The following is a 23,839-nucleotide window of genomic DNA, read 5'->3' on the forward strand; positions in this document are numbered from 1 at the left end:
TCGGTTCCAGCCCGGACACGCCGATGCCCCCAGCCGACACGAAAACCGATCCGCCCGCGTGGGCTCGCTACGCGGCCAGCGTGGCGCGTGTTCACGCGTACATCGGCGCGCATCTCGACGGCCCGCTCGACCTGAACCGGCTCGCCGAAGTCGCGTGCCTGTCGCCGTATCACTGGCAGCGCGTCTACCGCGCGCTGTACGGCGAATCGATCGTGCTGACGGTGCGGCGGATGCGGATCGTGCGGGCGTCCGAGGATCTGGTCTGCACCGCGCGGCCGCTCGACGAGATCGCGCGGCGCGCGGGCTACGGGTCGACGCACGCGTTCGCGCGGGCGTTTCGCGACGCGTACGGCGTGCTGCCGGCGGAGCATCGCCGCACGGGCACACACCGGCCGATTTATCCACTACAGCGAGGAGAGGAAGACATGTTCAAGCACGAAGTCGAGATCCGGCGTCTGCCGGAACTGCGCGGCTACGCGGTCGCGCACACCGGCGCGTACATGAAGGTCGGCGACGCGTTCGGCCGGATCGGCGCGTGGGCCGGGCAGCACGGGCTGATCGGCCCGGGCGCGAAGATGATCGGGATTTTCTACGACGATCCGGACACGACGCCCGAAGCACAGTTGCGCGCGAAAGCGTGCCTGATGCCGGCCGACGGCGCGCCGGACGTCGCGCCCGTGCCGCCGGTCGAGCGTGCGACGATCGCAGGCGGCGAATACGCGGTGCTGCTGCATACCGGGCCGTATGCGGACCTGAAGACGGCCTACCAGTGGCTCTACGGCGACTGGCTGCGTCACTCGGGCCGCGAAGCCGCCGACGCGCCGCCGTTCGAGCTGTACCTCAATACGCCGATGGACACGGCGCCGGCCGACCTGCGCACCGAGATTCACCTGCCGCTGCGGTGAGCGACGGGTGCGTCGTGGAGCCGTGTATCTGAACGGACCGCGACGATATTGCTGGTGCGGGCATGCCCGGGACGACATCGGGCATGCCGGTGCGCCAGCCGTCGAACGACGCGTGCCGGCCTGTGCTTATGCGCAGCCGGCACGGACACGCGAATAGCTTCAAGCAGCCTGCGTCCCGCAGCCGGGACAGAACCGCGCGTCGGCCGCCAGCGCCGCGTGACAGCGGCTGCAGGCCTTGCCGCGTTGCGCCCCCGCGCCGCACTGCGCGCAAAACCGTGCATCGGCCGCGTTGAGTGAGCCGCAGCCCGCGCACGCGAGCTGGCTCAGCGCCAGATTGCCGCCCTGACCACCGTTGCCCGCGTCGGCCGGTGCCTGCCAACCCCAGCCGTGGCGATCGCGACCGCGTGCATCGTGGCCGCCATGCCCGCCCTGGCGCGGGGCGCCGTGATGCCCGCCGCCGTGGCCCCCGTTTCCGCCACTACCGTGCCCGCTGCCATGGCCACCACCGTGGCCGCCGAGAATCCGTTTCAGAAAACTCATCGCCCGCTCCTCAACGCTTGGCCGGTGCGCCGCCGAACGCCCCGGAGGACGACAGCAGCCGCAAGCCGTTGGCCACGACGATCAGGCTCGCGCCCGCGTCGGCGAAGACCGCCATCCACATCGTGCCGAGCCCTGCGACGGTGAGCCCGAGAAACACGACCTTCACGCCGAGCGCGAAGCCGATGTTCTGCACCAGCACGCGGTGCGTCGCGCGCGACAGCCGCACGAACGCGGGAATCTTGCGCAGGTCGTCGTCCATCAGCGCGACGTCGGCCGTCTCGATCGCCGTGTCGGTGCCCATCGCGCCCATCGCGAAGCCGATGTCGGCGCGCGCGAGCGCCGGCGCATCGTTGATCCCGTCGCCGACCATCCCGACCGCGCCCGCGCCGCCCGCCGACAGTTCCTCGACCGCCGCGAGCTTGTCTTCCGGCAACTGGTTGCCGCGCGCGTCGTCGATGCCCGCTTGCTTGGCGATCGCCTGAGCGGTGTGCGGGTTGTCGCCCGTCAGCATCGCGGTGCGGATGCCGAGCGCATGCAGTTCGGCGATCGCGGCGCGGCTCATGTCCTTGATCGTGTCGGCCACCGCGAAGATACCGAGCACGCGCGTTTCGTCGACCAGCACGACGACGCTCTTGCCCTGCCGCTCCAGCGCGTCGAGCTTCGTCTCGAGTGCCGCCGAGCAGCGCTCGAGCTCCTCGACGAGCCGGTGATTGCCGAGCCAATAGCGCGCGCCGTCGATCGTGCCGCGCACGCCGCGCCCGACGATCGCTTCGAAGTCCTGCACGTCGGCGAATGCCGTCGTGCCGGCGTCGCGCGCCGCGGCGGCAATCGCCTGCGACACCGGGTGATCGGAGCGCGCGGCGAGGCTCGCGCCGAGGTGCCGCACGCGCGCCGCATCGGCATCGTCCGCATGCACGTCGAAGTCGGTCTGCACCGGCTTGCCGTGCGTGATCGTGCCGGTCTTGTCGAGCGCGAGCCACACGAGCTTGCGCCCTTCCTCCAGATAGACGCCGCCCTTCACGAGAATCCCGCGCCGCGCCGCGGCCGCGAGCCCCGACACGATCGTCACCGGCGTCGAGATCACCAGCGCGCACGGGCACGCGATCACGAGCAGCACCAGCGCGCGGTAGATCCAGTCGTGCCACGCGCCGCCCATCACGAGCGGCGGCGCCACCGCGACCAGCAGCGCGACCGCGAACACGATCGGCGTGTAGACGCGCGCGAACTGGTCGACGAAGCGCTGCGTCGGCGCCTTCGCGCCCTGCGCTTCCTCGACCGCGTGGATGATCCGCGCGAGCGTCGAGTGGGCCGCGACGGCCGTCACGCGGTATTCGAACGAACCGGATTCGTTGATCGTGCCTGCGTACACGGCGTCGCCGCTCGCCTTTTCGACGGGCAGGCTCTCGCCGGTGATCGGCGCCTGGTTGACCGTCGAGCGGCCCGCGACGACTTCGCCGTCCAGCCCGATCCGCTCGCCCGGCTTCACGCGCACGATCGCGCCAAGCGCGACCTGCGCGGCCTCGATCGTGCGCCACGAGCCGTCGGCCTGCTGCACGGTCGCGGTATCCGGCGCGAGCTGCATCAGCCCCTGGATCGCATTGCGCGCGCGGTCGAGCGACTTCGCCTCGATCAGCTCGGCGATCGTAAACAGCACCATCACCATCGCGGCTTCCGGCCACTGGCCGATCGCCATCGCGCCCGTCACCGCGATGCTCATCAGCGCGTTGATGTTCAGGTTGCCGTTGCGGATCGCGATCCAGCCCTTCTTGTACGTGGTGAGCCCGCACGCGAGCACCGCGGCGAGCGCGAGCGCCGCCGACAGCCACACCGGCAGCCCGGCCCAGGTCGCGCCTTCGGACGCGATCGCGGCGACACCGGCGAGCGCCAGCGGCCACCACGGCTTCGCCGGCGGCGGCGCGGTGGGGGCCGTCGGTGCATCGGCCGTCGCGGCCTCCGGCGTCATCCCGAGCGTGCGGATCGCGCCTTCGATCGCCGGCTGCGCGCCGGGCACGTGCTCGACGGTCAGCATCCGCTGCATCAGGTTGAATTCGAGCGCCGACACTTCGCTCATCCCGCCGAGCTTCTTGCGGATCAGCGTTTCCTCGGTCGGGCAGTCCATCTGCATGATCCGGAACGCGGAGCGCACGTGGCCCGACGCGGTCGCCTGCGCGACCGGCAGCGGCGCGAGCGTCAGCGCGGCCGGCGCGCAGCAGTCGCCGGCCGCGTGGTCGTGGTCGTGGTCGTGGCCGCGGTCGTGGCCGCGGTCGTGGTCGTGGTCGTGGTCGTGGTCGTGGTCGTGGTCGTGGTCGTGGTCGTGGTCGTGGTCGTCGCCGACATGGTCATGCGCGGCGTGGTCGTGCGAACACGTGGCGCCATGCTGATGCGTATCGTCACGCGCCTCGTCGTGATCGTGGTCGTGACCCGCGTCGCCGTGTGCGGCGTGATCGTGGCCGTGGTCGTGGCCATGATCGTGATCGCGGTCATGGCCGTGCGCGCGCGCGCCGGCCGCCGGCACCGCATCGGCCACGGCCGCCGTCTGCGTGTCGCGCGCATCGGCGCAGCACGCATCGGCGCCGCCGGCATGACGGTGTCGTGGGTCGGGGGTGCGCTTGGCGTCGGTCATGACAACCTCCTTTGTGGCTTGACGGTGTAGAGTTAACACCCTGAAGCCACTACAAGGTCAACCCTTGGACGGGAGAAAGGCATGAAGATTGGCGAACTGGCCAAAGCGGCCCGCTGCACGCCCGAGACGATCCGTTTCTACGAGAAAGAGGGTCTGATGCCGGACGCGGAGCGCACCGATTCGAACTACCGCAACTACACCGACGTGCACGTCGAGCGGCTGCGCTTCATCCGCAACTGCCGCGCGCTCGACATGGCGCACGACGAAATCCGCGCGCTGCTGCGGCTCACCGATACGCCGGCTGACCGCTGCGATTCGATCAATTCGCTGCTCGACGATCACATCGGACACGTCGATGCGCGCCTCGCCGAACTCACGCATCTGCGCAACCAGCTCACCGAATTGCGCCGCCAGTGCGTGGGCGAGCATTCGGTCGAGGATTGCGGCATCGTGCACGGTCTCGCGACGATGGAAACCGTCGCGCCAGCCGCAAAGCGCTCGCACCTCGGCTGAAACCCTTGTCAAACCATATAGTCTATTCGAGAATAGTTATATTATTACTAGACATACTTTAACTATTCATGTCCACGAGCCGCCCGTCCCCACTCGCGCTGGCCGTCCTCGCGACGCTCACCGAAACGCCGATGCATCCGTACGGGATGCTGCAGCAACTGAAGGCCCGCGGCTACGACGAAGTCGTCAACGTGCGGCAGCGCACGAGCCTGTACCAGACGATCGACCGGCTGCTGCGCGACGGGCTGATCGCCGTGCACGACACCGAGCGCGACGGCGCATTTCCGGAGCGCACGGTGTATACGCTGACGGAAGCCGGGCACACCGCGGGGCAGGCGTGGCTGCATGCGCTGCTCGCGGAGCCCGCCCGTGAATTTCCGGCATTCGGCGCCGGTCTCGCATTCCTGCCGCTGCTCGATGCCGAGGATGCGCGCCACCAACTCGAATTGCGTATCGCGCGTCTCGACGCCGAGCGCGAGCGGCTGGAAGCGCTGCGCGCCACCGCGCAGGCCGACCAGGTGCCGCGCCTGTTCCTGCTGCAGAACGAACATGCGCTCGTGCTCCTCAATGCGGAGCTCGACTGGGCACGCAGCGTCGTCGAACACCTGAAGATCGGCGCGCTGCGCTGGGTGGACGGTTGACGCGTCGCGCCGGCCGTTTTCCGCCGGCGGCGGGCGACGGGCGCCGGCCGCGTCACAGCACCTTGCCGGGATTCAGGATGCCGCGCGGGTCGAGCGCGGCCTTCAGGCGCCGCATCAGCCCGATTTCCGCGTCGCTGCGCGTGTGCGCGAGATAAGGACGCTTGAGCGCGCCGATCCCGTGCTCGGCCGACACCGAGCCGCCCATGTCGCGCACCACCGCATACACGCAGTGATCGAGCGCATCGGCATCCGCGTCGGTCATCGCGGCCAGCGACACGCCGATATGCACGTTGCCGTCGCCGACATGGCCGAAGAACAGACACGTGAGCGCCGGCCAGCGCGCCCGCAACGCCGCCTCGCAGCGTTCGGCGAACGCGCCGAGTTCGCCCGTCGGCAAGCTCACGTCGAAGTTGACGAGATGGGGCAGCGCATCGATCGCGAGGCCTTCGCGCAGCGTCCACAAGTCCCGCGCTTGCCGCTCGGAAGTCGCGAGCACCGCATCGTCGACGAGCCCCGCATCGAACCCCGCAGCCAGCCCCGTTTCCAGCGCCTCGTGCGCATCGCCGCCCGGCGCGCTCGTCGCGCATTCGATCAACACCACGAAACCGCCAGCGCCGACGAACGGCGCCGACACCCCGGGTGTATGGCGCGCGACGTAGTCGTAGAACGCCGGCCACATCGCCTCGAAGCTGACGACTTCCGGCAGCGTGCGGACACGATTCCACAGCGCGACCACCGCATCGTAGTCGCGCACGCGGCAGAGCGCCGTGGCCGGCGCCGCGAGCAACGGATGCAGCCGCAGCACCGCGCGCGTGACGACGCCGAGCGTCCCTTCGCTGCCGATGAAGAGCTGCTTCAGGTCGTAGCCCGCGTTGTTCTTCAGCATCCGGTTCATCGACGACACGACCGTGCCGTCCGCGAGCACCGCCTCGAGCCCGAGCACCTGCTCGCGCATCATCCCGTAGCGGATCGCGCGCGTGCCGCCCGCATTGGTCGCGAGCATGCCGCCGATCTGGCACGAACCCCGCGCGCCGAGATCGACGCCGAACGTGAAGCCCGCCGCTTGCGCGGCTTCCTGCACCGTCTGCAGCGGCGTGCCCGCGCGCACGGTGATCGTGCCGGCGGCCGCGTCGAGCGCGTCGATGCCCGCGAAGCGCTCCATCGACAGCACGACCTCGCCGCCCAGCGCGACCGCGCCGCGCGCGAGCCCCGTCAGTCCGCCTTGCGGCACGACCGGTTGGCCGAGCCGCGTGCACAGCGCGAGCGCGCGCGACACGTCGTCGACGCTGCGCGGGCGCACCAGCGCACGCGGCCGCACGCCGGCCGGCTCGTTGTACGCGGTGAAGTAGCGCGGATCGATATCGGCCGCGCGCGTGACGAGCGCGTCGCCCAGTTCGGCGGCGAGCACGGCATCGACGGCCTCGTCCGGCAGCCGCATGCCGTCCGGTTCGCTGCCCGTGGCGGTCAGGTTCGGGGTCGGCATCGTGCGCGGCCCCGCTTACTTCGTCGAGATGTCGATATCGCCGAAATACTTCAGGCCGAGCGACTTCACCGTGCCGTCCGCCTTCAGCTTGTCGATCGCCGCGTCGAGCTTCGCCTTCAGCGCGTCGTCGCCCTTGCGCAGGCCGAACGCGATGCCGCTGCCGAGGATCTTGTCGTCGTGCACCGGCTGGCCGACGAACGAGAAGCCCTTGCCGTCCGGGCGCGACAGAAAACCGCGCTGGCCGGACGGCGCGAGCACGAGCGTCGCGTCGAGGCGGCCCGCGACCAGATCCGCATACGCCTGGTTCTGGTCCTGGTACGCGACGACCGTGACGCCGGCCGGCTCCCAGTGCGCCTTCGCGAAGGTCTCCTGGATCGACGCCTGCAGCACGCCCACGCGCTTGCCCTTCAGCGATTCGGGCGTCGGCATCAGGCCGCTGCCGGTGCGCGCGATCAACTGGGTCGGCACGCGATAGATGATCGTCGTGAAGTCGATCGCCTGGCGCCGCTGCTCGGTCGCGTTCATCGCCGAGTTGATCGCGTCGAACTTGCGGCCCTTGAGCGCCGGAATCAGCCCGTCGAACGAGGTCTCGACCCATTTGCACGACAGCTTCGCCGTCTGGCAGACGGCATTGCCGACGTCGATGTCGAAGCCCTGCAGGTCGCCGTTCGGCGCTTTGGATTCGAACGGCGGGTATTGCGCTTCGAGGCCGAAGCGCAGCGTCGGCGCATCGGCGAGCGCCGCGCCGGAGCCGATTGCGCACGCGAGTGCGAATGCGAGTTTCAAGGTAGCCGTGTGCTTCATCGTGATCTCCTGGGTCTGGTCGATGCGACGTCTCCGCCGCCGGTTGTCTTACAGCGAACGCAGCCGCCGCGCGCCTTCGACCAGCGTCGCGTCGTCCTTCGAAAAACTGAGCCGGATCACGCCGGCGTCGGTGCCGTCGGTATAGAACGCCGACAGCGGAATCGTCGCGACACGCGCGTCGCGGATCAGGCGCAACACGAAATCGCTGTCGCTTTCGTCCGAGAAGTGGCGAAAGCGCGCGAGCATGAAGAACGAGCCTTCGCTCGGCAGCAGCTCGAAACGCGAGTCGGCCAGCTCGCGCGCGAGCAGGTCGCGCTTGGCCTGGTAGAACGCCGACAGACCGAGATAGCTGTCCGGCCGCGCGAGGATCTCCGCGAACGCAATCTGCATCGGCGTATCGGCCGAGAACACCATGAACTGGTGCACCTTGCGGATCTCGTCCATCAGCTCGGCCGGCGCGAGGCAATGGCCGACCCGCCAGCCGGTCACGTGGAACGACTTGCCGAACGACGACACGATCACGCTGCGCTCGGCCAGCTCGCGGTGGCGCGCGACGCTCTGGTGCCGCGCGCCGTCGAACACGACGTGTTCGTAGACTTCGTCGGACAGCACCACGATGCCCGTGTCGCGCGTGAGCTGCGCGAGCCGCTCCAGATCGTCGGCGGAGAACACGGTCGCGGTCGGGTTGTGCGGCGTGTTGACGATGATCATCCGCGTGCGCGGCGTGATGGCCGCGGCCACCTCGTCCCAGTTCACGCGGAAATGCTCGGGCGACAGCTTGATCGCGACCGGTGTCGCGCCCTGCAGCCGCACGATCGGCGCATAGCTGTCGAACGACGGCTCGAAATAGATCACTTCGTCGCCCGGATGCACGAGCGCGCTGATCGCCGCATAGAGCCCTTCGCTCGCGCTCGCGATCACCGTGATCTCGGTCGCCGGGTCGTAGCGCGCGCCGTACAGCGCCTCGGTCTTCTCGGCGAGCCGCTCGCGCAGCGCGATCACGCCGGCCATCGGCGCGTACTGGTTGTGACCGTCGCGCATCGCGCGCGCGACGCCTTCGACGAGCGCCGGATCGGGCGCGAAATTCGGCGCGCCCTGCGACAGGTTCAACGCGTCGTGTTGAGCAGCCAGTTGGCCGATCACCGTGAAGATCGTCGTCCCGACGTCGGGCAGTTTCGAACGGGGCGCGGTGGCGCTTCGCATGACTCCTCCTCCTGATGTCCTTCGGGCGGGCGGCGCCATGCGCGGCACCGCATCTGCCGCATGATTTAGCCCGAGCCAATATCGGCGGACAATCGAAAGTTCGTCATGGCGGCCATGCATTTTTCTCATGGCCCGGCGAGAGAAGCATGCAACGGCAAGGCCGGCTCGACGGGCCGACATGCAAATCCGGCATTTCCCCTACAAAAGGCTAGGCGTCGGCCGCCGCGAGATACGCGCGCAGCATGGCCCGCAGTTCGCGGCGTTGCGCGGCGAAATCGAGCGCGGGCCCGAGCGTCAGCAGCGCCTGCGACAGCCCGCCGTAGCAGATCGTCTGGGCCATCCGCGCGATCCCGTCGAGCCGTTCGGCCGGCGGCGGATCGGCCGCGTGCGCGAGCGCATCGCGCCACAGCGCGACATAGGCGTCGTAATGCCGGCAATACGCGGCCAGCGGCGACACCTGCCGCTCCAGCGCGAACAGCGCACCCCACAGCGCCGCGTCGGCGGCGATCGTATCGACCTGGAAATCGACCAGCGCGACGGCGAGCTCGGCCCGCGGCGCGCCGCGCAGCCGCTGCGCCGCGTCGCGCAGCCGGTCGGCCAGCGCCAGCACGCGGCGGTGGATACAGAGCGCCGCGAGGCTCTGCTTGTCGCCGAAATACTCGTAGAAGGTGCCGATGCTGACGCCCGCGACGGCCGCGATCTCGCGAATCGTCGCCTTCGCGTAGCCGCGTTCGAGCAAAAGCTGAACGAACGCCTGTTGCAGCGCGTCGGAGCTCGCCTGCGCGCGCGACTGGCGCGGCCGGCGGCGCAACGCGGGCGCGGGTTGCGCCGCCGGCGAGCCGGGCGGCGCCGGAACCTGAACATGTCGCGGCGGCATATTTGCTACTCTGAATTCAGCAGGGAACACGTTTTACCGGCAGCCGGAACCCGCGCCGAAGCGCCTTGCGCGCGGCACGGCGCCGGCTGACCGCGAAGCACGAGACCGGAGACAATCGCGATGACCGACCCGACTCACGCCGTCACGAACCAGTTCGACGAACTCGTCGACTATAACCTCTTCGCGACGGATCTCGCGCTGCGCGACGCGCTCGTCCGGGCCGGCGCCGAGTGGGCCGTGCCGCAGCTCGACGCGTACGGCGCGCGGCTCGGCAGCGCCGACACCGCGCAACTCGCCGACGAAGCGAACCGGCACACACCGGAGTTGAACGCGTTCGACCGGCGCGGCCGGCGCATCGATCGCGTCGACTTCCACCCCGCCTGGCACGCGCTGCTCGGCCAGTACCGCCGCGAAGGCTTCGTGTCGCTCGCGTTCCGCGAGTCGCGCCGCGGCCGCTGGGCCGCGACGGCCGCCGGCTTCTATCTGCACGGCCAGATCGAGGCCGGCACGCTGTGCCCGGCGACGATGACGCAGGCCGCGATCCCCGTGCTGCAAAAGGAACCCGCGCTGTGGGACCTGCTGCGCGACAAGCTCTACAGCGACGACTACGATCCGCGCGACGTGCCGATCGCCGCCAAGCGGGCGATCTGGTTCGGCATGGGCATGACCGAGAAGCAGGGCGGCTCCGACGTGCGCGCGAACACGACGCTCGCCACGCCGGTCGGCGCGGGCGGGCGCGGCGGCGAATACCGGCTGCGCGGCCACAAGTGGTTCTTCTCCGCGCCGATGTGCGACGCGCACCTCGTCGTCGCGCGGACCGAAGCCGGCGGCCCGTCGTGCTTCTACGTGCCGCGCTGGCGGCCGGACGGCACGAAGAACGCGGTCGAGATCCAGCGGCTGAAGAACAAGGTCGGCAACCGCAGCAACTCGAGCAGCGAGATCGAGCTGAACGACGCGTGGGGAATCATGCTCGGCGACGAAGGCCGCGGCATTCCGACCATCATCGAGATGGCGACGTACACGCGGCTGAACTGCGTGCTCGGCAGCGCGGCGATGCTGCGCCAGGGCGTCGTGCAGGCGATCGCGTACACGCGCCAGCGTCACGCATTCGGCCGCGCGCTCGCCGAGCAGCCGCTGATGCGCACCGTGCTCGCCGATCTCGCGCTCGAAAGCGAGGCGGCACTGTCGCTCGCGATGCGGCTCGCCGACGCGTTCGAGCGCGACGACTCGCCGCGCGAACGCGCATGGAAACGGATCGTCACGCCCGCCGCGAAATTCTGGGTCTGCAAGCGCGCGGTCGAGCTGACCGGCGAGGTGATGGAAGTATTCGGCGGCAACGGCTACGTCGACGACGGCCCGATCGCGCGCCTCTTCCGCGAGGCGCCCGTCAACTCGATCTGGGAAGGCTCGGGCAACGTGATGTGCGTCGACGTGCTGCGCGCGGTGTCGCGCGAGCCCGACGCGGCCGCCGCGCTGTTCGACGAACTGGCCGACCTCGGTGCGGGCGAACCGCGCATTCGCGCGGCGCTCGACGCGCTGCGCGCGATGCTCGCCGCCCCGGCCGACACGCTCGAAGCGTCGGGCCGCGTGTTCGCGCAACGGCTCGCGCTCGTCGCGCAGGCGTGCCTGCTGCGCCGCGATGCGCCGGCGGCCGTCGCCGACGCGTTCGTCGCGACGCGGCTCGCCGCGCCCGACTGGGGCCGCATCGCGGGCGGCTTCGATCCGCATGCGATCGACGTCGCCGCGCTGCTGCAGCGCGCGTACCCGGCCTGACGCCGGCCCGTTCACCCGAATTCGCGTTCGTTCGCCCGCCCGGAGCCTCGATGAACCTCGTCGCCGCCCTCGACCGCGCCGCCCGTGCGACGCCCGACAAACCGTTCCTCGTCAGCGAATCCGCGACGATCACGTATGCGGCCGCGCGCGAGCGTTCGCACCGCGCGGCGGCCGTGCTGAGCGCGCTCGGCGTCGCGGCCGGCGACCGCGTCGCCGCGATGTGCTTCAACACGCCGGCCTTCGTCGACCTGATGTTCGGCGCATGGCGGCTCGGCGCGGCGTTCGTGCCGATCAACCACAAGCTGCAGGCGCCGGAAGTCGACTACGTGCTCGAACACAGCCGCAGCACCGCGCTGCTGTTCGACGTGGCGCTCGCGCCGGTGGTCGAGCGCGTCGTGCATCCGGCGCGGCGGCTCGTGACCGAGGGCGAGCTCGACGGCGTGCCGAACTTCGACACGATGTGCGCGACGATGGACGGCCTCGCGGGCATCGAGCCGGCCGACGGCGACATCGCGCAGATCCTCTACACGTCCGGCACGACCGGCCGCCCGAAGGGTTGCGTGCACAGTCATCGCACGGTGACGCTCGCGGCGATGCAGGCGGCGCTCGCGACCGGCATCGGCCGTGACGAACGCACGTTGATGGCGATGCCGATCTGGCATTCGTCGCCGCTGAACAACTGGTTCGGCGGCACGCTGTATGCGGGCGGCACCGTCGTGCTGCTGCGCGAATACCATCCGCTGCGCTTCCTGCAGACCGTCGAGCGCGAGCGCGTGACGCTGTATTTCGGCGCGCCGGTGTCGTACACGCTGCCGCTCGACACGATCGACGGCTTCGCGGCGTTCGACCTGTCCAGCGTGCGCGCGTGGCTGTACGGCGGCGGTCCGATCGGCGCCGCGCAGGCCGAACGGCTTGCCCGTGCGTATCGCAGTCACGCGTTCTTTCAGGTGTACGGAATGACGGAAGCGGGGCCCGCCGGCACGACGCTGTATCCGGACGAGCAGATCGCGAAGGCCGGCTCGATCGGCCGCCACGGCGGCCCGGGCGTCGACCTGAGGGTGGTGCGGATGGACGGCGTCGATGCGCGGCCGGGCGAGACCGGCGAGATCTGGTTGAAGGCCGACAGCATGATGCTCGGCTATCTCGACGACGCGGCCGCCACGCACGCCGCGTTCGCGCCGGGCGGCTGGTATCGCACCGGCGACATCGCGCGGATCGATCAGGACGGCTATCTGTTCATCGTCGACCGGCTGAAGGACATGATCGTCACCGGCGGCGAGAACGTCTATTCGAAGGAAGTGGAGGACGTGCTCGGCGCGCATCCGGACATCGTTGAAGCGGCCGTCGTCGGCGTTGCGCATCCGGACTGGGGCGAGACGGTCGTCGCGCACGTGGTGATGCGGGCGAACGCGGCGCCCGATGCGGATGCGCTGCGCACGTTCTGCGGCGAACGGCTCGCGGCGTACAAGATCCCGCGCGAGTTCGCGTTCGTGCAGGCGCTGCCGCGCACGCCGACGGGCAAGTTGCAGAAGTTCTTGCTGCGCGGGCGCAGGGACTGAGCATCCGCGATTGAGCTAGCGCATTCGCGCGCGCGGTCAATGCAACAGGCCGAACGGAACAAGTAATAGAAGTTAACAGCTCTGAATCATATTCGTCCGATTGATCGACGTTTCTTATCTGGAATAGCGTCTATAGGCAGCCATTCCATTTACTGAGACAGGGAAGCCGGATGAAAAACGAACCCAAAGCACCGACCCATCTTTTCGCCACCGTTGGCGCACTCACGGAACGCGGTGGACGCATCACCACCGCAACCAGTGGCCTGACCCTGGCTGGATTGGAAGTCGCCTGCGTCGGCGACGTAGTGGCCTATGACGACGGCAGCGAAGCCTCGATTATCGACGGCGCGGGAAACAACCATAGCGGAGGCAAGCCGTTCGCGCTGGTCGGCAGCCGGTTGAGCAACGGCGACCGCATTACCGAAACGCTGCGCACCTCATGGGGCATTCACGTGCGGGATGGGCAAAGCGTTGCGGGCCTGTTCGATCCGACCTATGTGCCTCCACCCGCGCCGCCCACCTACAGACTGGCGGTACGTGGCGCGACAACAGCGCGCGGCGGTGCATTGCGCGAGCCGTCCAGCACATGGGAAGTAGCGCCGCACTTGGGCAAAGCTGCCACGGTGGGCGACCTGATCCACTATCCGGACGGTTCAACCGCGCGCGTCACGACCGGTCTGGGTCTGGCCGACGGGCCCGGCTTCGCGCCGCTCGCATTCGTTGGCAGCGAACTCGATAACGGCGACACGATCACCGATAGTCCCGAGCGACAAGGCGTAGCGTCGTCCGTTGTATTCAGCGTCGTCACCTGCTCATCTATGCCCCGCTGAGGTAGCGCCGATGATCCGCTACTTTCTTGCTAAAGGCGACCGCGCCGGGGAGGCGGTGATTGTCGAAGGCCTCGACACCGTGACTTGTTCCAATCCGCCGCCGAGGGTTCATATCGCCACGCTCGATATGAAGACCTACTGTTCGGCCTGCAAGCGTGAAGGGTACATCGCACCGCAAGGGCCGCGCCGGCCCGGTACCGGCCCAAACGGCAAACAGTGGGCATTGAGCGGCGATATCAATGTCTGCGGATGCAACCCACCGCCGGTCTTCTACGCTGAGCGCGGCATGCGGATGACTTTTACTGCGGGAGAGGCAGCGACGCTGACTGGGCGCCAACCGGATGCAGCCAAGCGGTCATTTGCTCGGTCGGCTGTCGTACACGACGAGCAATTCACCTTGCTCGATGGCTACCGCCGCCCGCTCGCGAGCATCCGCTACCGAATCGTTACCGACACCGGGCAGATTTTCACGGGCACCACGGACGCGGCCGGGCAAACGCATCGAATCGCCACCGATGCCTCGGCAACTCTGAAAATCTATACGACGGAACATTGAGGCAATGAAGAATTTTGATATGAATGACGGCGGAGAATGGTTCCTCGTGCACTCAGGTGCAGTCACCAATACCAATCCTGGGTCGATGGTGGAAGTAACGATCAATACCGAAAAAATATGTCATAACATGACAAACAAGGAATTTCGGGAAATGGTATTGAGTAAACGCGATCGGGCCGTTTCTCTCGTCGAAAAAAGAATCAAGGATTTGCAACGTTGGTCCAACGCTGACAAGGCACGCGTATTACAGTGGTTCGGTAGAACTGACGAAGGTACCCGCGCAACACTATTAATAGGCCTGAACGCAATCGTCCGCGTACTAAAGACACTCACAGGATACAATTTCACGCGATGGGATAGCGAGCAATTCAAACATATTGGGTGCGTTCCAAATCCGAATAAATCAGGAGTCGCGGCCTCAGTGTGTTCGCCGGATACCGCAACTCATACGATTGCAATACATCCCGACTTTTGTACAATGCGAGATTTCTCATGGGAAAAGATTCCGTAGTTTCCACTCTGATTCATGAGGTTAGTCATTTCGACGACACAATGGGAACCAAGGATCACAGATATTTCATGGAGGAGTGTCTGACGTTTGGAGCCGAAAATCCGAATCGAGCAATCAACAATGCCGACAGCATTGCAGGGTACGTCATTTACAATGCTTAAGTTTATTGTCTGTCTAAGCCTTCTCATCTCCAATCCGGCATTCGCATGCATCGCCAGCGAGAACTTCGACATCTATTTTTCGAGAGACAGCTCGTACATATCGAATTCGGAGATCGTTCGCATTGCAAAATGGGTAGCCGATCAAAAACTCAATTATGCAAATCACCTAACCAAGGAAACGACACTGATCAGCGGCCATGCCGAGGAAAGTGAACCGGAAGCACTGCCCCTTGCGCAATCGAGATTGCAAACCGCGTATGCGCTATTGGAGCAACTCGGTTTTTTACGCGGAACCATCAAGAAGAGCGCCCGCGTCTATTCGCATGGCGACGTGGATAACGGGAGGCGTGTGGAAATTTCCTTCCTGCCCGCTTGCCCTAACAAGTGCTGCGACGGCAAGTAACGTCACACTGCCGTCGATCACGGCGATGCGGTATCGACGTGCGCATGTGGTACCCCTGTTGCACCACTGCCTGCAAGATCCCTATGCCCTGTCGGCCGTGTCCCACCAAAGAAAAAGCCACCGGACCCAACGGCCCGGTGGCTTTTTCGCATGAATCGAGGAACGACGCATCGCGCCGCCGCCCGCGCGTCACATCACATCGAGCTGCTTACTTCCCGCCGATGCTCTTCAACGGCTTCCAGTCGCCCTTCTCGACCTTGTACATCGTGATGCCGCCGTTCTTCAGGTCGCCCTTCGCGTCGTACGCGACGTGCGTCGACGTGACGCCGGCCATGTCGGTCTTCGCGAGCACCGGCAGGTACTTCGCCGGATCGGTCGAATCGGCCTTCTTCATCGCGTTCAGCATCGCCATCGCGCCGTCGTACGCGTACGGCGAGTACGTCTGCACGTCTTCGCCGAAACGCTTCTTGTACTTGTCGGCGTAAGCCTTGCCGCCCGGCATTTCTTCCAGCGGCAGCCCGGCCAGCGAGGCGATCGTGCCTTCGGCCGCGTTGCCCGCGATCTTCAGGAACGTCGGCGTCTTCACCATTTCGCCGCTCATCAGCGGGGCGGTGATGCCGAGCGCCTTCATCTGCTTGACCATCGGCGCTGCCTGCGAATCCGCGCCGCCGTAGTAGACGAGGTCCGGCTTCGCCGCCTTCAGCTTCGTCAGAATCGCCTTGAAGTCGACAGCCTTGTCGTTCGTGAATTCACGGTCGACGATCGTCGCGCCGCCGGCCTTCGCGGCCTTCTCGAACTGGTCGGCGAGCCCCTGGCCGTAGGCCGTGCGGTCGTCGACGATCGCGATCTTCTTCATGCCGAGATCCTTCGATGCGAACGCGCCGGCCACCGAGCCCTGCTGCGTGTCGGACGTCATCATGCGGAAGGTCGTCTTGTAGCCTTGCTGCGTGTATTCCGGCGCCGTCGCCATCGCGATTTCCGGAATGCCCGCGTTCGCGTAGATGCGCGAGGCGGGAATCGTCGTGCCCGAGTTGAAGTGGCCGAGCATGCCCTTGATGCCGTCGTCGACCAGCTTCTGCGCGACCGTCGTGCCCGTGCGCGGGTCAGCCTGGTCGTCCTGCGTGCTCAGCACGAACTTCACCGGCTTGCCGCCGATCTTCGGGTTCGTCGCGTTGAAGTCTTCCAGCGCGAGCACGATCCCGTTCTGCATATCCTTGCCGTAGTGCGCCTGCGCGCCCGTCATCGGCCCTGCGTAACCGATCTTCACGTCATCCGCATGGGCCGTCCCCGCCAGCGACATGACCGCGACGAACGTCGCGCCTGCCACCTTTTTCATCGTGTGTTGCATAGCATCTCCTTGGTACCAGGGTAAATGAAGCAGCTTCGGGATCGCCTTGCCGCTTCCTTTGTTTGATCCGAACGGCAAGGATGATCAGCCGATCGTCATCAAATTCGCATTGCCGCCCGCCGCGGCCGTATTCACGCTCACCGAGCGCTCCGTCAGGAGCCGTTCGAGCGCGTAGTCTTCCGCATCACCGTTCTCGAACGCGCCCGCCGACACGCCCTGCACCGACACGATCGGGCCCGGCCGCTGCGCGACGTCCTTCACGAGCGTCTGCAGCTCGTCGCTGTCGCCCTCGAACAGCACCGCGTCGAACGGCGCGTCGGCCTGCTTGCGCACGGCCGCGTGCACCTTCAGCGACGCCGGCAGCGCGGCCGCCAGCGCCTCGCCCGCCGCGCCGGCGAACAGCGCGCGGTTGCCCGTCGCCAGCACCGCCGCGAACTGCGCACGCGCGCCGCCCGGCGTCGCCGCGACACACAGCACCGTGCCGCGCGGGCCGAGTGTATACGTGTTTCGCTCGCCCGTCGGCCCGCTCAGCACGGCGGTCGCGCCGGCCGGAACCTGCGCGAGGTAGCCGTCGCAGCGTGCGGCCAGCGCCGGCTCGCGCTGCTCGATCAGCCAGTCGCGCAGCGTCGCGAGCGCCGCCGCCGGGTTGCCGCGCGCATCGCTTTCGGTCGCGCCGTCCGCCACCAGCGACTGCGCGAGCGAGCGCGGCAGGCCCGACGGACGCGTCGCGAGCAGGCGCTGCAGGTACAGCGCGCCGCCGGCCTTCGGGCCCGTGCCCGACAGCCCTTCGCCGCCGAACGGCTGCACGCCGACCACCGCGCCGATCACGTTGCGGTTCACGTAGATGTTGCCCACGTGCGCATTCGAGATCACGTGCGCGATCGTCTCGTCGATCCGCGTGTGGATGCCGAGCGTCAACCCGTAGCCCGTCGCGCGGATCTGCTCGAGCAGCTTGTCGAGCTGGCTGCGGCGGTAGCGCACCACGTGCAGCACGGGGCCGAATACTTCACGCTTGAGCTCGTCGATGCTGCCGATCTCGATCAGCGTCGGCGGCACGAAGGTGCCGTGCGCGCACGCGTCGGGCATCGGCAGTTGCGTGACCGCATGGCCCTTGTCCTTCATCGCCGCGACGTGCGCGTCGATCGTCTGCTTCGCTTCGGCGTCGATCACCGGGCCGACGTCGGTCGACAGGCGGTCGGGGTTGCCGAGCGACAGCTCGTGCATCGCGCCCTTGAGCATCGTCAGCGTGCGGTCCGCGACGTCGTCCTGCAGACACAGAACGCGCAGCGCCGAACACCGTTGACCGGCCGAGTCGAACGACGACTGCATCACGTCCGCGACGACCTGCTCCGCGAGCGCCGACGAGTCGACGATCATCGCGTTCTGGCCGCCCGTCTCGGCGATCAGCGGAATCGGCTTGCCGTCCGGGTCGAGGCGCGCGGCGAGCGTCTTGTTGATCAGGCGCGCGACTTCGGTCGAGCCCGTGAACATCACCGCCCGCGTGCGCGGATCGGCGACCAGCGCCGCGCCGACGGTCTCGCCGGTGCCCGGCAGCAGTTGCACCGCGCCGGCCGGCACGCCGGCCTCGCGCAGCAGCCGCACGGCCTGCGCGGCGATCAGCGGCGTCTGTTCGGCCGGCTTCGCGAGCACCGTGTTGCCGGCGGCGAGCGCCGCGGCCACCTGGCCCATGAAGATCGCGAGCGGGAAGTTCCACGGGCTGATGCAGACCACGGGGCCGAGCGGACGGTGCGTGTCGTTCGAGAATTCGCCGCGGATCTGCGCCGCGTAGTAGCGCAGGAAGTCGACCGCTTCGCGGATCTCGGCGATCGCGTTCGGCAACGACTTGCCGGCTTCGCGCACGATCAGGCCCATCAGCGTGTGCATCTGCGCTTCGAGCAGGTCGGCCGCGCGCACCAGGCAATCGGCGCGCGCATCGACCGGCGTCGCCTGCCAGATCGGCGCGGCGGCCACCGCGTGCGCGAGCGCCGCGCTCACGTGTTCGGCCGTCGCTTCGCTGACCGTACCGACCACGTCGCGCTGGTCGGCCGGGTTGCGCACGTCGCGCGCCGGTGCGTCGGCGAGCGCGTCGTCGGCGAGCATCGGCGCCGCGCGCCACGGGTGATGCGCGCTCGCGAGCAGCGCGGACGACAGCGACGCGAGACGGTGTTCGTTCGACAGGTCGAGGCCCATCGAATTGGGACGCTCGTCGCCGTACAGGTTGCGCGGCAGCGGGATCTTCGCGTGCGGCGCGCCGAGCGGCACGACCTTCGACGCTTCATCGACCGGGTCGGCGACCAGTTCCTTCACCGACACCGTTTTATCGGCGATGCGGTTCACGAACGACGTGTTCGCGCCGTTTTCCAGCAGGCGGCGCACGAGGTACGCGAGCAGCGTCTCGTGCGTGCCGACCGGCGCGTACACGCGGCACGGGCGGTTCAGCTTGTCGCGGCCCGTGACTTCCTCGTACAGCGGCTCGCCCATCCCGTGCAGGCACTGGAATTCGTACTGGCCCGGGTAGTAGTTCTGGCCGGCCAGGTGATAGATCGCGGCCAGCGTGTACGCGTTGTGCGTCGCGAACTGCGGGTAGACCGCGTCGGGCGCCGCGAGCAGCTTCTTCGCGCACGCGAGGTACGACACGTCGGTGTAAATCTTGCGCGTATAGACCGGATAGCCTTCGAGGCCGTCGACCTGCGCGCGCTTGATTTCGGTATCCCAGTACGCGCCCTTCACGAGGCGGATCATCAGGCGGTGGCGGCTGCGGCGCGCGAGATCGATCAGGTAGTCGATCACGAACGGGCAGCGCTTCTGGTAGCCCTGCACGACGAAGCCGATGCCGTTCCAGCCCGCGAGCTCCGGATCGAAGCACAGCGCCTCGAGCAGGTCGAGCGACAGTTCGAGCCGGTCCGCTTCTTCCGCGTCGATGTTCAGGCCGATGTCGTAGCGGCGCGCGAGCAGCGCGAGCGCGCGCACGCGCGGCAGCAGCTCGCTCATCGTGCGGTCCTGCTGCGAGCGCGAGTAGCGCGCGTGCAGCGCCGACAGCTTGATCGAGATGCCCGGGCCTTCGTAGATGCCGCGGCCGCCGGCCGCCTTGCCGATCGCGTGGATCGCCTGTTCGTACGACGCGTAGTAGCGCTGCGCGTCCTCTTCGGTCGTCGCCGCTTCGCCGAGCATGTCGTACGAGTAGCGGAAGCCGCGCGCTTCGTACTTGCGGCTGTTCGCGAGCGCTTCGGAAATCGTCTCGCCGGTGACGAACTGCTCGCCCATCAGGCGCATCGCCATGTCGACGCCCTTGCGGATCAGCGGCTCGCCGCCGCGGCCGATCAGGCGCGTGAGCGCCGACGACAGCCCCGCTTCGCTGTTGGTCGTCACGAGCTTGCCGGTGATCATCAGCCCCCAGGTGGCCGCGTTCACGAACAGCGACGGCGCGTGGCCGACGTGCGAGCGCCAGTCGCCCTTGCTGATCTTGTCGCGGATCAGCGCGTCGCGCGTCGCGCGATCGGGAATGCGCAGCAGCGCTTCGGCGAGGCACATCAGCGCGACGCCTTCCTGGCTCGACAGCGAGAACTCGTGGATCAGCCCTTCGACGCCGCCGCCCGAGCTTTTCTCGCGCAGCGCCTCGACCAGCTTCGTCGCGAGCGTCTGCACGTCCGCCTGCAGGTTCGCGGGCAAGCGCGCCTGGCCGAGCAGGAACGGCACGCACTCCGGTTCCGGGCGGCGGTACGCGGCCGTGATCGCCGCGCGCAGCACCGATTGCGGCTGCACGTTCTGCGCGAACTCGAGGAACGGATGCGGCGAGTTGTCGTCGTCGCCGTCCGCGGACTGACCGTCAGCGAGCTCCGTCACGCCGCTGTGGCCCGACAGCTCGGGCGGCAACTGGCCGTGCTCGATCCGCTCCAGATACGCGAAGATCGCCTGCTTGATCAGCCAGTGGGGAGTGCGCTCGAGACGCGCGGCGGCGTCCTTGAGGCGCGAGCGAAGAAGGTCGTCGACCTTGACGCCGAGAGTCGTGCTTGCCATGGTGGGTTCGTGCGCCGGTGCGAGCCCGGCAGTGTGGTGTAAGAGGATGCGCGAAATCCTACGGCACGCAATAAAAAGGTGCAACCAAATAAAGAGATGGGTTGCACCCATAAGTTAGTCAATATAATCAGCCACTTATGCGGTTGCAACCTAGGGGTTGCCCGTGGTCCGGGGATCGGTGTTTTCCCTGATCGGGCCGGTTCGGCACGCGTGTGCAACCTTCGGCATGCGCGAAAGCGGCCGAGAACGGGTTGCACTGGATGAGGTGACGTGCCGCGGCGCCCGCGTTGGGCACGCGTTGGGCACGCGCTGGAGACGTTCGGGGCGGCGCCGCGCGGCCCACGCTTGGGGTATCGGACACCGCGTCGCGCGATGGTCGCGCGGCGCATCGCTCAGATATCCAGCGGATCGACCTCGACGCTCCACCGCAGCACACCCTTCAGCGCGCGCAGTTCCGGCTGCCAGGCGCGCAGCGCATGCTGCAGCGCCGCCCGCGACGCACTTTCGAGCAGCAGCTGCGCGCGATGGACGTTCGCGACCTTCACGATCGTCATCGGCACCGCGTCGTACACGGTCACGCGATCCGCGCCCGGCAGCCCCGGCAACGCAGCCGCGGCCTGCAGCAGGAACGCGAGCGCCGCATCGAGCGTGCGCCCTTCGGCGCGCAGCAGCGCCTGGTAGACGAACGGCGGCAGGTGCGCGTCGCGGCGCTCGCCGAGCGTCGAATTCGCGAAGCCCACGTAGTCCTGCCGCCCGAGCGCGTGGTACAGCGCGTGACGCGGGTAGCGCGTCTGCACCATCACCTCGCCCGGCAGCCCGGCGCGCCCCGCGCGGCCGCTCACCTGCATCAGTTGCGCGAACAGCCGCTCGCTCGCGCGGAAGTCGTGCGAGAACAGCGCGGTATCGGCGTTGAGCACGCCGACGAGCGACACGCGCTGGAAGTCGTGCCCCTTCGCGATCATCTGCGTGCCGACCAGGATGTCGACTTCGCCCGCGTGCACGTCGGAAAAGAGCGCCTGCGCGCTGCCCTTGCGGCGCGTGCTGTCCGCGTCGATCCGCAGGATCCGCGCGCCCGGCACGGCTTCGGCGAGCGTCTCCTCGATGCGCTGCGTGCCGCGCCCGAGCGGCGCGATGTCGACGTTCCCGCACTCGGGGCACGACCGCGGAATGCGCGCTTCCCAGCCGCAGTGATGACAACGCAGCGCGTGCTCGGGCTTGTGCAGCACGACGTACGCGCTGCAGCGCGGGCAGCCGGCCACCCAGCCGCATGCGTCGCACGCGAGCTGCGGCGCGTAACCGCGCCGGTTCAGGAACACGAGGCTCTGTTCGCCGCGTTCGAGCCGCGCCTTCAGCGCCGCGACGAGCGGCCCCGACAGCCCGCCCATCGACGCACGCCCGCGCCGCCGCTCCTCTTCGAGATCGATCAGCCGCACGGTCGGCAGCGTCGCGTCGGCCACCGCGCGGCGCGACAGCGTGAGCCGCGTGTAGCGCCCCTGCTCGGCCTGCCACCAGCTTTCGAGCGATGGCGTGGCCGAGCCGAGCACGACGGTGATGCCCAGGTGCTTCGCGCGCCACACGGCCAGGTCGCGCGCCGAATAGCGCAGCCCTTCCTGCTGCTTGTACGCGGGCTCGTGTTCCTCGTCGACGACGATCAGCGCGAGCGCCGGCATCGACGCGAGCACCGCGAGGCGTGTGCCGAGCACGATCCGCGCGCGGCCCGTGTGCGCGGCGAGCCAGTTGCGCGCCCGCTCGCCTTCGGCGAGCCCGCTGTGCAGCGTGACGATCGCGTCGTCGGCGAGCGTGCCCGCGAAGCGCGCGCGAAACGCGGCCTCGAATTGCGGCGTCAGGTTGATTTCGGGCACGAGCACGAGCGCCTGCGCATCCGGCCGCGCGTCGAGCAGCGACGCGAGCGCGTGCAGGTACACCTCGGTCTTGCCGCTGCCCGTCACGCCGTGCAGCAGGAACGGCGCGAAGCCCCGCGCCGCGCGGATCGCGTCGAGCGCCTCGGCCTGCTGGTCCGTCAACGCCGGCGGCACAGCCCGTCCACTGCTTGTCGACAGGTTATCCACAGGGTTGACCACAGGCGCATCGGCCCAGCCGATCTCCTCGGCGTCGACCCAGCCGCGCGCCGCCCAGTCGTCGAGCGTCGCGGCCGCCTTCGGATGCAGCGCGCGCGCGTCGGGCAGCGTCAGCGAGCCGGTGTCGACCAGCGCCTGCGCGAGCCGGCGCAGCGCGGCGCCGCGCGCGGGCAACGCATCGGGCAGCGCAGCGCGGCCGGCTTCGGTCGGCCGGTAGCGCACTTCCGGCGCGAGCAGCCGCCCCCAGCGCCCGGCGTCGCGCAGCGCTTGCGGCAGCGCCGGCAACGCGACCTCGCCACGCCCGCGCTGATAGTAGTCGGCGGCGAACGACACGAGCGCGAGCCAGTCCGCCGACAGCGGCGGCAGGTCGGCACAGATCGCATCGACCGCGCGCAGCCGCGATGGCGGCACATCGGTGTGAGTGGTGACTTCGCAGACGAGCCCGACGGCCTGCCGCTTGCCGAACGGCACCTGCACCAGCGTGCCGGGCACGGGCGCGGGCTGCACGTCGCAGCGGTAGTCGAACAGGGTGGCGAGCGGATGGTCGAGCGCCACGCGCAGGTAGGTGCCGCTCATCGACACGCTCCCGCGGCGGCGACACGCAGGGGACGGACGACGTGCACCCGCGCCCGCATCGCGACGGCGAACTTAAAGTAAAACTTCAGATTCGGCGCTAAGTTTTGGATTCGCATTAGGAATCGCCGTATACCCTGCCCAGCCTGTGGATAACTTTGTTGAGAACTCGCCGCTCAACAGCCGCAACGCGCGCAGGGCCGTGCTTTTCGCTGTTTTCCGCCGCTTCCGGCCGTGTCCCGCGAAGCCTTATTCCATAAGGCTGCTATTCAAATTACCCAACCATAGCGAGACAAATTGACCGATACGGGGCTCTACCGCGCTGCAACGTGGAAAATGTGTATAAGTCAAGTCTTGACAAGCATCGAATCGGCAACGGGAGCGGGGTTGCGTCCTGTTTAGTTTCAAAAACGAAACACCGCCATCCCGCAACGCAGCATG

At 68.1% G+C, this 23,839-nt stretch carries 19 protein-coding genes; 10 read left to right on the forward strand and 9 right to left on the reverse strand.

The window, feature by feature from the left end; genetic code table 11:
* The first annotated feature begins 23 nt into the window (after positions 1 to 23).
* The gene (locus LGM42_RS26190) at positions 24 to 905 is read left to right on the forward strand and encodes an AraC family transcriptional regulator (protein WP_226233706.1); all 882 of its coding nucleotides are present in this window, start codon (positions 24 to 26) and stop codon (positions 903 to 905) included.
* 159 nt (positions 906 to 1,064) lie between these two features.
* On the opposite strand, the gene LGM42_RS26195 is transcribed toward LGM42_RS26190, so the two are convergent.
* Positions 1,065 to 1,445, reverse strand: a complete 381-nt coding sequence (locus LGM42_RS26195) for a zinc ribbon domain-containing protein (protein ID WP_226233708.1) — start codon at positions 1,443 to 1,445, stop codon at positions 1,065 to 1,067.
* Between the two features lie 10 nt (positions 1,446 to 1,455).
* Positions 1,456 to 4,068, reverse strand: coding sequence for a heavy metal translocating P-type ATPase (locus LGM42_RS26200; protein ID WP_226233710.1), 2,613 nt, complete (start codon positions 4,066 to 4,068; stop codon positions 1,456 to 1,458).
* 81 nt (positions 4,069 to 4,149) lie between these two features.
* Here LGM42_RS26200 and cadR point away from each other — a divergent pair, with 81 nt between their 5' ends.
* A complete protein-coding gene (cadR, locus tag LGM42_RS26205; protein WP_059580548.1) occupies positions 4,150 to 4,581 on the forward strand; it encodes a Cd(II)/Pb(II)-responsive transcriptional regulator in 432 nt (143 codons plus the stop codon).
* 68 nt (positions 4,582 to 4,649) lie between these two features.
* Positions 4,650 to 5,222: a PadR family transcriptional regulator gene (locus tag LGM42_RS26210; protein ID WP_226233712.1), complete on the forward strand. Its 573-nt coding sequence runs from the start codon at positions 4,650 to 4,652 to the stop codon at positions 5,220 to 5,222.
* 52 nt (positions 5,223 to 5,274) lie between these two features.
* On the opposite strand, the gene LGM42_RS26215 is transcribed toward LGM42_RS26210, so the two are convergent.
* From LGM42_RS26215 to LGM42_RS26230, 4 genes are all read right to left on the reverse strand, one after another.
* The gene (locus LGM42_RS26215) at positions 5,275 to 6,705 is read right to left on the reverse strand and encodes an FAD-binding oxidoreductase (protein ID WP_226233713.1); all 1,431 of its coding nucleotides are present in this window, start codon (positions 6,703 to 6,705) and stop codon (positions 5,275 to 5,277) included.
* Between the two features lie 15 nt (positions 6,706 to 6,720).
* On the reverse strand, positions 6,721 to 7,509 hold the full coding sequence (locus LGM42_RS26220; protein ID WP_060310230.1) for an ABC transporter substrate-binding protein: 789 nt from the start codon (positions 7,507 to 7,509) through the stop codon (positions 6,721 to 6,723).
* A 48-nt stretch (positions 7,510 to 7,557) separates the two neighbouring features.
* On the reverse strand, positions 7,558 to 8,712 hold the full coding sequence (locus tag LGM42_RS26225) for a pyridoxal phosphate-dependent aminotransferase (RefSeq protein WP_226233714.1): 1,155 nt from the start codon (positions 8,710 to 8,712) through the stop codon (positions 7,558 to 7,560).
* Between the two features lie 208 nt (positions 8,713 to 8,920).
* Positions 8,921 to 9,589 carry a TetR/AcrR family transcriptional regulator gene (locus tag LGM42_RS26230; RefSeq protein ID WP_226233715.1) on the reverse strand — a complete coding sequence of 223 codons (669 nt, stop codon included), beginning with the start codon at positions 9,587 to 9,589 and terminating at the stop codon, positions 8,921 to 8,923.
* A gap of 120 nt (positions 9,590 to 9,709) precedes the next feature.
* Here LGM42_RS26230 and LGM42_RS26235 point away from each other — a divergent pair, with 120 nt between their 5' ends.
* From LGM42_RS26235 to LGM42_RS26265, 7 genes are all read left to right on the forward strand, one after another.
* Entirely contained in the window at positions 9,710 to 11,362 is a 1,653-nt protein-coding gene (locus LGM42_RS26235) for an acyl-CoA dehydrogenase family protein (RefSeq protein ID WP_226233716.1), read from the forward strand.
* A 50-nt stretch (positions 11,363 to 11,412) separates the two neighbouring features.
* Positions 11,413 to 12,921 carry a class I adenylate-forming enzyme family protein gene (locus tag LGM42_RS26240; RefSeq protein ID WP_226233718.1) on the forward strand — a complete coding sequence of 503 codons (1,509 nt, stop codon included), beginning with the start codon at positions 11,413 to 11,415 and terminating at the stop codon, positions 12,919 to 12,921.
* A 170-nt stretch (positions 12,922 to 13,091) separates the two neighbouring features.
* Positions 13,092 to 13,751: a PAAR domain-containing protein gene (locus LGM42_RS26245; protein WP_089464432.1), complete on the forward strand. Its 660-nt coding sequence runs from the start codon at positions 13,092 to 13,094 to the stop codon at positions 13,749 to 13,751.
* A gap of 10 nt (positions 13,752 to 13,761) precedes the next feature.
* Positions 13,762 to 14,307: a hypothetical protein gene (locus tag LGM42_RS26250; RefSeq protein WP_226233720.1), complete on the forward strand. Its 546-nt coding sequence runs from the start codon at positions 13,762 to 13,764 to the stop codon at positions 14,305 to 14,307.
* 4 nt (positions 14,308 to 14,311) lie between these two features.
* Positions 14,312 to 14,818: a hypothetical protein gene (locus LGM42_RS26255; RefSeq protein ID WP_226233722.1), complete on the forward strand. Its 507-nt coding sequence runs from the start codon at positions 14,312 to 14,314 to the stop codon at positions 14,816 to 14,818.
* Positions 14,800 to 14,979 carry a M35 family metallo-endopeptidase gene (locus LGM42_RS26260; RefSeq protein ID WP_226233724.1) on the forward strand — a complete coding sequence of 60 codons (180 nt, stop codon included), beginning with the start codon at positions 14,800 to 14,802 and terminating at the stop codon, positions 14,977 to 14,979. Before LGM42_RS26255 ends, LGM42_RS26260 begins: the two co-directional genes overlap by 19 nt.
* The gene (locus LGM42_RS26265; protein ID WP_226233725.1) at positions 14,906 to 15,382 is read left to right on the forward strand and encodes a hypothetical protein; all 477 of its coding nucleotides are present in this window, start codon (positions 14,906 to 14,908) and stop codon (positions 15,380 to 15,382) included. The genes LGM42_RS26260 and LGM42_RS26265 overlap by 74 nt, the downstream gene beginning before the upstream one ends.
* A 208-nt stretch (positions 15,383 to 15,590) precedes the next feature.
* Here the strand turns inward: LGM42_RS26265 and LGM42_RS26270 are convergent, their stop codons facing one another.
* The 3 genes from LGM42_RS26270 to LGM42_RS26280 form a co-directional block, all read right to left on the reverse strand.
* Positions 15,591 to 16,730 carry a branched-chain amino acid ABC transporter substrate-binding protein gene (locus LGM42_RS26270; RefSeq protein ID WP_089464428.1) on the reverse strand — a complete coding sequence of 380 codons (1,140 nt, stop codon included), beginning with the start codon at positions 16,728 to 16,730 and terminating at the stop codon, positions 15,591 to 15,593.
* Between the two features lie 84 nt (positions 16,731 to 16,814).
* Positions 16,815 to 20,747 (reverse strand): trifunctional transcriptional regulator/proline dehydrogenase/L-glutamate gamma-semialdehyde dehydrogenase, encoded by a 3,933-nt coding sequence (gene putA / locus LGM42_RS26275; RefSeq protein WP_226233727.1) that lies wholly within the window; start codon positions 20,745 to 20,747, stop codon positions 16,815 to 16,817.
* A gap of 392 nt (positions 20,748 to 21,139) precedes the next feature.
* Positions 21,140 to 23,401, reverse strand: a complete 2,262-nt coding sequence (locus LGM42_RS26280) for a primosomal protein N' (protein ID WP_226233728.1) — start codon at positions 23,399 to 23,401, stop codon at positions 21,140 to 21,142.
* Between the last annotated feature and the right edge of the window lie 438 nt (positions 23,402 to 23,839).

The organism is Burkholderia sp. AU39826, from assembly GCF_020419965.1.
Classification (GTDB): Bacteria; Pseudomonadota; Gammaproteobacteria; order Burkholderiales; family Burkholderiaceae; genus Burkholderia; species Burkholderia semiarida.

Coding starts and splice junctions, on each gene's coding strand:
- LGM42_RS26190 (WP_226233706.1), top strand. CDS start 24: ATGCCCCCAGCCGACACGAAAACCGATCCGCCCGCGTGGGCTCGCTAC.
- LGM42_RS26195 (WP_226233708.1), bottom strand. CDS start 1,445: ATGAGTTTTCTGAAACGGATTCTCGGCGGCCACGGTGGTGGCCATGGC.
- LGM42_RS26200 (WP_226233710.1), bottom strand. CDS start 4,068: ATGACCGACGCCAAGCGCACCCCCGACCCACGACACCGTCATGCCGGC.
- cadR (WP_059580548.1), top strand. CDS start 4,150: ATGAAGATTGGCGAACTGGCCAAAGCGGCCCGCTGCACGCCCGAGACG.
- LGM42_RS26210 (WP_226233712.1), top strand. CDS start 4,650: ATGTCCACGAGCCGCCCGTCCCCACTCGCGCTGGCCGTCCTCGCGACG.
- LGM42_RS26215 (WP_226233713.1), bottom strand. CDS start 6,705: ATGCCGACCCCGAACCTGACCGCCACGGGCAGCGAACCGGACGGCATG.
- LGM42_RS26220 (WP_060310230.1), bottom strand. CDS start 7,509: ATGAAGCACACGGCTACCTTGAAACTCGCATTCGCACTCGCGTGCGCA.
- LGM42_RS26225 (WP_226233714.1), bottom strand. CDS start 8,712: ATGCGAAGCGCCACCGCGCCCCGTTCGAAACTGCCCGACGTCGGGACG.
- LGM42_RS26230 (WP_226233715.1), bottom strand. CDS start 9,589: ATGCCGCCGCGACATGTTCAGGTTCCGGCGCCGCCCGGCTCGCCGGCG.
- LGM42_RS26235 (WP_226233716.1), top strand. CDS start 9,710: ATGACCGACCCGACTCACGCCGTCACGAACCAGTTCGACGAACTCGTC.
- LGM42_RS26240 (WP_226233718.1), top strand. CDS start 11,413: ATGAACCTCGTCGCCGCCCTCGACCGCGCCGCCCGTGCGACGCCCGAC.
- LGM42_RS26245 (WP_089464432.1), top strand. CDS start 13,092: ATGAAAAACGAACCCAAAGCACCGACCCATCTTTTCGCCACCGTTGGC.
- LGM42_RS26250 (WP_226233720.1), top strand. CDS start 13,762: ATGATCCGCTACTTTCTTGCTAAAGGCGACCGCGCCGGGGAGGCGGTG.
- LGM42_RS26255 (WP_226233722.1), top strand. CDS start 14,312: ATGAAGAATTTTGATATGAATGACGGCGGAGAATGGTTCCTCGTGCAC.
- LGM42_RS26260 (WP_226233724.1), top strand. CDS start 14,800: ATGGGAAAAGATTCCGTAGTTTCCACTCTGATTCATGAGGTTAGTCAT.
- LGM42_RS26270 (WP_089464428.1), bottom strand. CDS start 16,730: ATGCAACACACGATGAAAAAGGTGGCAGGCGCGACGTTCGTCGCGGTC.
- putA (WP_226233727.1), bottom strand. CDS start 20,747: ATGGCAAGCACGACTCTCGGCGTCAAGGTCGACGACCTTCTTCGCTCG.
- LGM42_RS26280 (WP_226233728.1), bottom strand. CDS start 23,401: ATGAGCGGCACCTACCTGCGCGTGGCGCTCGACCATCCGCTCGCCACC.